Origin of the sequence: Sporolactobacillus pectinivorans (genome assembly GCF_002802965.1) — a bacterium.
GTDB lineage: Bacteria > Bacillota > Bacilli > Bacillales > Sporolactobacillaceae > Sporolactobacillus > Sporolactobacillus pectinivorans.
This window is the reverse complement of the sequence record NZ_NXGA01000003.1, coordinates 1-8,572: the sequence shown is the minus strand read 5'-3', so window position 1 is coordinate 8,572 and position 8,572 is coordinate 1. Positions and strand designations below refer to the sequence as shown.

The 8,572-nt window shown below is 29.6% G+C and carries 8 protein-coding genes; 4 read left to right on the top strand and 4 right to left on the bottom strand.

Translation table 11 applies throughout. The features are described from left to right. Positions 1 to 915: 915 nt before the first annotated feature. From COP04_RS19180 to COP04_RS19165, 4 genes are all read right to left on the bottom strand, one after another. Positions 916 to 1,344 (bottom strand): RusA family crossover junction endodeoxyribonuclease, encoded by a 429-nt coding sequence (locus tag COP04_RS19180; RefSeq protein ID WP_002467478.1) that lies wholly within the window; start codon positions 1,342 to 1,344, stop codon positions 916 to 918. 12 nt (positions 1,345 to 1,356) lie between these two features. Then, on the bottom strand, positions 1,357 to 1,980 hold the full coding sequence (locus tag COP04_RS19175) for a hypothetical protein (protein ID WP_002467475.1): 624 nt from the start codon (positions 1,978 to 1,980) through the stop codon (positions 1,357 to 1,359). Positions 1,981 to 2,767: 787 nt separating this feature from the next. Then, positions 2,768 to 3,025 (bottom strand): ribbon-helix-helix domain-containing protein, encoded by a 258-nt coding sequence (locus COP04_RS19170; protein ID WP_002467476.1) that lies wholly within the window; start codon positions 3,023 to 3,025, stop codon positions 2,768 to 2,770. A 108-nt stretch (positions 3,026 to 3,133) separates the two neighbouring features. Beyond that, complete coding sequence (locus tag COP04_RS19165; RefSeq protein ID WP_002467477.1) at positions 3,134 to 3,940, bottom strand: ParA family protein; 807 nt, start codon at positions 3,938 to 3,940, stop codon at positions 3,134 to 3,136. A gap of 171 nt (positions 3,941 to 4,111) precedes the next feature. Between COP04_RS19165 and COP04_RS20395 the strand changes: the two genes are divergently transcribed. The 4 genes from COP04_RS20395 to COP04_RS19145 all read left to right on the top strand — a co-directional run bounded on the left by COP04_RS20395 (position 4,112) and on the right by COP04_RS19145 (position 8,428). Next, positions 4,112 to 4,333: an HTH domain-containing protein gene (locus COP04_RS20395; RefSeq protein WP_002467481.1), complete on the top strand. Its 222-nt coding sequence runs from the start codon at positions 4,112 to 4,114 to the stop codon at positions 4,331 to 4,333. Between the two features lie 1,778 nt (positions 4,334 to 6,111). Next, entirely contained in the window at positions 6,112 to 6,360 is a 249-nt protein-coding gene (locus COP04_RS19155; protein ID WP_002467479.1) for an AbrB/MazE/SpoVT family DNA-binding domain-containing protein, read from the top strand. Next, positions 6,354 to 6,686 carry a type II toxin-antitoxin system PemK/MazF family toxin gene (locus COP04_RS19150; RefSeq protein ID WP_002467480.1) on the top strand — a complete coding sequence of 111 codons (333 nt, stop codon included), beginning with the start codon at positions 6,354 to 6,356 and terminating at the stop codon, positions 6,684 to 6,686. Before COP04_RS19155 ends, COP04_RS19150 begins: the two co-directional genes overlap by 7 nt. A gap of 875 nt (positions 6,687 to 7,561) precedes the next feature. Next, the gene (locus tag COP04_RS19145) at positions 7,562 to 8,428 is read left to right on the top strand and encodes a replication initiation protein (protein ID WP_058714819.1); all 867 of its coding nucleotides are present in this window, start codon (positions 7,562 to 7,564) and stop codon (positions 8,426 to 8,428) included. Positions 8,429 to 8,572 lie beyond the last annotated feature (144 nt).

Here is an 8,572-nt window from a genome sequence, read left to right as displayed (position 1 = left end):
CTAGTACCGATATATTCACGGTCTTCTAATAACGCTCTTCTTGTATAAGCAACTTCTTTCGCAAACGCAACGTTTAAATCATATGATGCTGAGTTCCTATTTCTACTTTGAAAATACTCTAAACCTGCACTCTTAATAGGGTTTAAAAGGTCTAGAAGCGGTTGTGCGTCAGGTCTTAATCCTCTTTCTTCNAACCTGCACTCTTAATAGGGTTTAAAAGGTCTAGAAGCGGTTGTGCGTCAGGTCTTAATCCTCTTTCTTCTGCAATACTAGGTCTTGCGTCTGTAAGGCTCTCAGCCTCTTGTATATAGCCACTATCTTCTAAATCGCCGATAACATTATCAACTTCTTTTTGTACGTCTTCTCCTTGCTCTAATGCTTCTCTATAGCGTACAAAGCCACTTGTATAATCACTTCTTAGCTTTTCAATCTTTTTAACAATACTCTCTGCTTTATCTTGTTTACCGTCTTCCATAGCGTCGATTAAGTCCATAAGCACATTTAACTCTTCGATTTCTATTTTTCGAACTTTCAACAATCGCCATGCTTCTCCTATGCTGTCTTCGTCTAATTCGCCGTCTAACTTTTCTCTAGCACGTTTTAATTGCTTAACCGATGGTTGATTATCTCCATCTGCTTTATCTTCTTCTATCGCCTCTATATGCTCGTCTATTCGGTCTCTTGCACTTTGTGCTACATTCTTTACGTCTGCGTCTACTTCGAGCTTATCACCTTGCTTGATTACACGTTGCTGTATCTTGCCTAGTGTATGCGATAGATTACTATATTCTTTTCTCAACACATTCATATACTCATAACGTTGCTCTAAACTGCTTAAATACGGCTCCATTAAGCCCTGTGCCTCGTCCATCATTTGTTCTATCACTAGAAACTTATCTAAATTTGTGTTCGCCATTACTCAATCCCCCTTAAAACTATCTCAGTTCTTGGATTTTCCATTTCTTGAAACTTGCCCATTGATACCAATGCTACTCGGCTGTCTTTGACTTCTAATCCTCTGAAGATGCCGTCTAATGCTGCTTTGAGCAAGTTATCTATATCAGGTGCTGTCGTCCTTGTTAGCTTTTTTATTCGCTTTTGACTTCTTGGCGCTTGTACGTAAAACATGATTTCAGCTTTCACGCCTAACTCGGTATTTATCACGTCATAAAAATCATCATTAATCGCATTATCTTTCGCTAGTTCGGCTTGTATTGCGTCTAAATAATCACTATAAGACTGGTCATAATACGTGATAGTACGTCCATCATCTAAACGTCTTGTACGAGGTCTCGGTGTCCCCATAGGTGGTAACTTGATTGTGTATCTCCATACCTTAGCCATCGCTATTCACTCCTACTTATCTTCCTGTTCTCGCTTTTGTGCGTCCCAAAATTCAGCGATTCTATCGCCTTCTGATTGCTTATACGCTCGTTCTTTTTCTATTCGTTCTTGGCTATCTTTAGGCAAAGCTTCTATTTCTTCTTTCATCGCTTTACGCTCAGCATTATGTTTAGCGATAACTTCTGATTTGTCAGGGATTTGAGCCCGTTTATCTGTTTTGTTTTCAGTTTCTATTTCGGCTTTCTCTTTCCTTGCCGTCGGCTTACCTTGATAACCTAAATAATCCATATTCATATCTTTCGTATGTTTTTGAATGACATCAGCCTGTGCTTTTAAATCGACGTCAGATTTTTTCTTCGGTTTTTTATACTTTTCAGGGTGTTCTATAGCGTCGTTAAATAGCTCAATGACAGTGTTTAGTTGATTCAACGTGAAGATATCTCCTAACGCATAAAGTGCGTCCTTTTCTTCAGTTTTGATCTTGATTAGTTTCTTATATTTGAAGATAGCTGTTTTACCTAACTCTAAATGTTCAGCTAATAATTTCCACTGTGCGTCACTGACAAACCATTCTGCGATATTCTCACTTTTTGTTTTTGAGATACTTAATATCTTCTGTGTTTTAGTGTTAGCCATATTAAAACGCTCCTTTAATCATTAATTTTAATTATTTAACTTAATACTTATATCTTTACTTACGTCTTTATTTGCGTTCTTATTTACGTTTATAAGTAAACAACCAACTTTGCTCTATAGTTATGATTAGGGACATATATTGCTTATTTATTATCCTATTTACTATTTTACTTATTATCATATTAATATCTCTATTTACATAATTATTTATACTTATACTTACAGTTATGAATACTTCTTTACTTACATTTATATTAATAGTTCGTTTTAGTGAACTTTTAATTTAGCTTAAGTATAAATTATCTAGTTCTTTTTTGCAAATTGATTTTAAATTTAATTTATATAATAAAATATATTAATTAAAATTTAAAAATAACTAATATGTAATATTAGAGGTTTTATCCAATATCTCTTTATTGATCTCAAAAATATCATTTCATAATGACATAAAGTACATAGTTGTTAAATGTTTCATTTTTTTCTTTAATAGGTATATCATCTTTACTACCTTATTCAAAGTCACGTTTGCATTTTGTTATGTTTATATCTCTATTTTTTCTGGTAACAATCTTCTTTTATTTACTGACATTAAATTGTGTTTCTTAATAATATAAGTTGCTATTTCAATATTAAGTACTTACAAGTTTATTGATGTTCTTATTTATATATATACTTACAAGTTTATTTTTGAGTAAACACAAAAATAAACCCTATTAACAAATCAAATTCTTTGTTAATAGGGTTTTCTTAACTTTCCCTTCATTTATCTGAAATATAATATGTAAAACTAGTTTACATATAATTGTTTTATAATCTCGTTTAAAAATTCTGAAGATGATGAATAATTATTTTCTTCAACTAACTCATCTAGTTTTTTTCTAACTGAAGGCTGTAACATAAATTGATATCTCTTTTTCTTTTCTTTAATTTTATCCTTTTTAATCTCTATTTTTTTATATGATGTATTAGGTGATACTGCATTTTCTAAAGCTTTTTCTATATTATTTTCTTGATTGTTACTATCAATTTTTTTATTAAACGCCATTTTAAAACACCTTTCATAATGAATTATGTGCATAAACATACACATGTTGGTATATATACTTATGCTTATGTGAGTAAAAGTTAAAGTACTCTTTTTACTTTGTACTAATCAAGCATCTTTAATAGCTTTACAACTATTTATAAATTGCTGAAAAAAACTTTTTTCCTTTAAGTATATTGTAGGTTCTTGTTTAAATGATACAATTGGCTTTTTTTCTAAAACACTGCGTGTAATTAATTCCTTATCAGGAAAATAAGTTATATAATTTTCTTGATTTTCAATGCTTTTTTTAAAATTGATTGATGATTTAGTATTATGTTTGACCATATTTCCAACGAAAAAAAGTTTAGCTGTTACATAACTTTCTCGTGTCCTAAAGTCAATTAAATCCTTCTTTAATTTATTAATACGATATGAAATGTTTGCATTCGAATCATCACTAAATCCACTTGGCTTATTAGGAGAAATTACTTTATGGCTTACAACAATTGCATTTCTTGTTGATGTACTGAAATCAGGATGTGTATCAATAATAATATAGTCATATTGACCAATATTATATTCTTCATAGTAATCATCCAGCCACATATATAATTGCATGTCTTTTCCATCTGTCGTACTCATATGCTTCTCATACTCATCTAAACGCAAAAATCCACTGATAAGATCTATATTGTTATTAATATGGTGTATCTTAACTTTTTCTTCAATATGTAGTGCATCTATTTTTTCGAATATAGATAAAACAGTATTTTTTTGATCATAAATTCCTAATATTTGAGATAAATTGCATTGATGATCAAAATCTATCATTAATACTTTGTACCCCAAGTCAGCTAAATATGCGGAAAAATTATAGGATAATGTTGTTTTTCCTACTCCACCTTTAACGGCTGCGAATGTTATTATTTCCATTTAGACACCTCCTTTTCCACCTTAACATAAACATACACACATGTATACACATATGTATGAGTATATATCGAAATTCCGCTTCTCTTTATTCATGATATAAATATATATTTTGGATTTTAACTTTAACCAATTTATAGTAATGAAATAAAAAAGAAAGAAGAGGAGAAAAAAATGGCAACTTTACCCAAAGAGGTTAGACAAAAATTGGAGTCTAATATTCATATTTATAAAGTAAATAGTAAAAACATATATTATACAGATGAATTCAAACTTAAAATTGTAGAAGAATATAATCATGGAAAAGAACCCGAAGATATATTTAGGGATGCTGGAATAGATGTAAATATTCTTTCACAATATCGTAATGAAAAACACATAGAGGGCAGATTATAGAAATGGAATAGTCAGCAAATTAATATTACTGATGATATTTCAACTACTTTAGAAAAAGAATTAAATGAAGATGCATCCGCCTTTAAACCACAAAAAGAACCATCTGAAATAGCTATATACTCTAAAATACTGTCTCAAGGAAAGCATATAATTGAAGAATTAGAAAAAATTGAAATAAGCAAACTAGATCTTACTAAAGAAAAATATCAGTCTATTATTGATCTAACAAAAGAAGGAATAATTAGAACAGTAAACAAAATATAAGCCTTTATATTTTGTTATTACTTAGTTTCAGTAATAATATATACGGTTTCCCTTTAAATAAAGTAAGACGGACAGCACACAAACATACACACCAATATATTGATGTGTATGTTTGTGTGCATCTATATTTCAATTAAAAATTATTAACTTAGATAAATCATTTTATTTCTGCAACTCAGGGTCTTATATAAAACTTGTATTATCTATTAATCATAGATTTAATTAGCACAGTCACAATATTCTGTGGATCTCCAAATAAAGCCATTTTTGGACTTTTTGTAATAACACCTCTGTTATAATCTTCTTCGTATCTTTGAGTAAATGCTCCTTTGATACTTATAAATAGATAAGTATATACTTTGGTAATCGTTTTGTTGTGTATTTTCTATTTTCGATTTACACGGATTAAGATTTCTTCAATTTCACTCTTCAAATCTTCAAGGCAATAATTTGTTCCCTAGAGTTGATTATGTTTATAGTGTTACTAAATGCATATTGTGTGAATCAGATGGATTATTCTTATTATTGTGTAATTTAATATCTACATTCTTTGACTCATTTTGTTCAACATTTATATCTTAAATTGTAGTTCCTACATTGCTCACGATTAATAGCTTGTGTTTCACTAGGGTATTAATATGTTTTAGTGTATGCTTTGATTTGATGTTCAATACATCTATGAAACGGTCATATGTGTATTTGTTGGATTTCTTTTCTTTATTATAATAATAGAATTGGTGATCCTTGATTTTAGACATATAGATGTAAAGACGTTATTTATCCATTTTTGAAGTAAAATCAATAAGTCCCTCTTTTATTAATTCTTTTTGAATTTAGTGACCGCGTTCATACTGATATTTAACATTTGTTAAACGTATACAGTGAAAGATATCAATGAAAAGATATTCAAATATGTGGCTGAGGACATCAGAAACATCGAATCACGGTTTGAAATATATAAAATTGTCGACGGCAGAAAAAACAATATGAATTTGAATTTTAAACCCTCTCAGCCGTCCATATAAGTCCGTTAAGTATGAATTGCATGTTATGATAAATATCAAATTGCGGTGCATATCTGAAGAGTGTACTTTAGATGACTGTTGCGATGGTCATCTTTTTTATGTTCAAAATCAATAAAAAAAGCACTGTCTCCTTTACTGCATGCCAACTGACATTCAAGCTAATATTAAGTTATATTCATTAGGTAATCGAGGGATATTTTCCTCCCTTACCTCAACTATAAAATGAGGTGATAAAAATGACAAAAATTAATCGAATCAAAATCAAAATATTCTGTAACTATATGATAGGTGTTTCTGTTATCGCCTTAGCCTTATTCATAATCTTTTACTTTTAGTATTTTCTAAACGTTTCACTCATTTAAGTTTAACAATGAACACTGATGCATTGTGTCGTATATTGAATTTGAAGCAGGATAAGATAATGGTAAATCAATGTAAACATGCTATAACTTATGTAAAGACATGTAAATACTAACGGAGGCGTATTTTATGAAAACAACATATGCGAAAATATATAAAAGCGGAAATGGACAAGCAATTAGCTTAAAGAAAAATATATTACAGCAAGTAGGATTAAAAGTTGGCGATGATATAGAAGTAAAAGTCAAATCAGGACAAATTGTTTTAACCAAACCCAATTCTTTTAAAGAAAAATGGAGAGATTTTGTTGAAAGCGGTGGCAAATATGATCATAACAAGTATGATTGGGGTCAATCAGTTGGACGTGAATTATGGTAAATCTATATGATGTAATTAAATTAGATTTTAATCCAGTCATTGGTACTGAAAAAGGAAACTATCGTCCTTGTTTAGTCATAAGTGATACTGAATTTAATAAGGTTTCCGGTTTTGCTTGGGTTATTCCTATTACAAAAAGATACGATGAGCGATACCCAACAGATGTATTAGTGAAGACTAAAAATCAACATATAAATGGTTTTATCGACTGCACACAAATTAAATCTGTTGATATACATGCTCGTCCATATCGATATCTTGATATATCGACAACTGAAAAGGTAATAGAAGTAAATGATAGATTGAAAAGTTTATTAAATCTATGAAATTAAAAATGATAAGTCCTCTAATCATTATTGATGAAGGGATCATCATTTTTGTGCTTTAGATTCTCTAATGATTCGAAGTCAAAAAAATAAGCCCTCGTTTATAGGTACGAGGGCAATAATAATTGCTTCATTTATGTATTTATTAAGATGAATGCATAAATGTGGACTAGTCCAACATTAGAAAGTTATTCCCTTTCTATTTTCATGAATAAACTTTCAAATCCACCAATATAATCATAAGACTTATCTTTTTCTATAGATGTATGCTTAGGAGATACGTCTATACTTCGAGTTGATGTTTTTTATTAATCCAAACTGTACTACCTTCATGTTTTGGTTTGCTTTAACGTTTTAATCAATTTCTGTGAAGCGAAAATAATTTTAAAATCATTAATATACCTATTTTACATAAAGCTTCAATCATTATAACGTACTTTAAATTGTACAATAGTGATGTGATGATACACATATAAATAACAGTATAAGTATAAATGTATGTAACATGGTATTTACAAATCTTTTTTCATCGTGACTACTGTCTTATAAACGTCGCCCTTTTTAATATATTTTTATAAATATTTTTAAAACCTTTTTAGGGATTGTTTTATACCTAGAGAGACAATGGATTCAAGGTATTAGAGGGAGTAGTTTTGCCACATAAAAGGAGTAGTTTTGCCACATAAAAGGAGTAGTTTTGCCACATAAAAGGAGTGTTTTTGCCACATAAAGGGAGTAGTTTAAATATAATCACTCCTTTTATTCATTGACGCCGCTATAAAAGTGTTTTATGCTTATATTCAATTGGTATAAAGGAGTATTCATTTTTTTAGTACTCCTTTATATGATGTAGTTAATGATGGAGTGATAATAAAATGTCTGGTGAAACAGTTGTATATAAAAACGATCTAAACCTCGTCCCATTAAGAAAATTTACAAGCATAGAAATTAATTTGTTTTTTGCGATGTGCAATAAGTTAAAAGAACAAGACACCTACACGTTACATCTGACTTTTGATGAATTAAAAGAATTAAGTAATTATAATCCTAAAACACGTAATATTAGTAGATTTGTGAAAGATTTGGATGATGTATATAAAAAAATGTTGGAATTAACAATTAAGTATGAAGATGACGATATCATAGAGCGCTTTGTGTTGTTTAATCATTATAGAATTCATAAAAAGGAACAATATTTAGAGATTTCAACATCTCCTAATCTAAAGCATATACTTAATTCAATTACGAATAATTTTACAAAATTTGAACTAGAAGAAATGACGACGCTTAAATCAACGTATTCTAAAAACATGTTTAGAATACTTAAGCAGTTTAAACATACAGGTTATTTAAAAATAAAAATAAATGATTTTAGAGAGCGATTAGATATTCCAACATCGTATCGAATGACCGATATTAATAAGAATGTATTAAAACCCATTATTAATGAACTCAGTTATATTTTTAAAGCGTTAAAGATACATAAAGTTAGAGCAAAAAAGGGACGAAAAATAGAGTATCTGGAATTTATATTCGAACCTGAAAATCGTATTTATAATAAAAAGTACGCTAAAAGTAAAAATACAGTCGATTCAAGACAATATATTAGTAGAGAAAAAACACCACAATGGTTAGAAGAACGTTCTTATGAAAAAACACCTATCTCAGAGGAACATGATCCTGAACTTGAGAAAGAGCGTGAAGCTTTCTTAAAGCAACTACAAATTGATTGGGATGAGTAACATTTATGATAGCGACTGTAGAGCTATACAATGTGTTAAAGGTGTGGCGCTTTTATGGGCTATCTATGATTAGTCAATGGTAAAAGTAAAAGAGGTAAATTGATTTTGCATCTTTCTGTCAAAGTTATCGAATAAATGCATACG

What these genes read in the sequence shown, in the direction of transcription:
- COP04_RS19155 (WP_002467479.1), top strand. Translation starts at nt 6,112, where the DNA reads ATGAAAACAACATATGCGAAAATATATAAAAGCGGAAATGGACAAGCA.
- COP04_RS19175 (WP_002467475.1), bottom strand. Translation starts at nt 1,980, where the DNA reads ATGGCTAACACTAAAACACAGAAGATATTAAGTATCTCAAAAACAAAA.
- COP04_RS19180 (WP_002467478.1), bottom strand. Translation starts at nt 1,344, where the DNA reads ATGGCTAAGGTATGGAGATACACAATCAAGTTACCACCTATGGGGACA.
- COP04_RS19165 (WP_002467477.1), bottom strand. Translation starts at nt 3,940, where the DNA reads ATGGAAATAATAACATTCGCAGCCGTTAAAGGTGGAGTAGGAAAAACA.
- COP04_RS19170 (WP_002467476.1), bottom strand. Translation starts at nt 3,025, where the DNA reads ATGGCGTTTAATAAAAAAATTGATAGTAACAATCAAGAAAATAATATA.
- COP04_RS19150 (WP_002467480.1), top strand. Translation starts at nt 6,354, where the DNA reads ATGGTAAATCTATATGATGTAATTAAATTAGATTTTAATCCAGTCATT.
- COP04_RS20395 (WP_002467481.1), top strand. Translation starts at nt 4,112, where the DNA reads ATGGCAACTTTACCCAAAGAGGTTAGACAAAAATTGGAGTCTAATATT.
- COP04_RS19145 (WP_058714819.1), top strand. Translation starts at nt 7,562, where the DNA reads ATGTCTGGTGAAACAGTTGTATATAAAAACGATCTAAACCTCGTCCCA.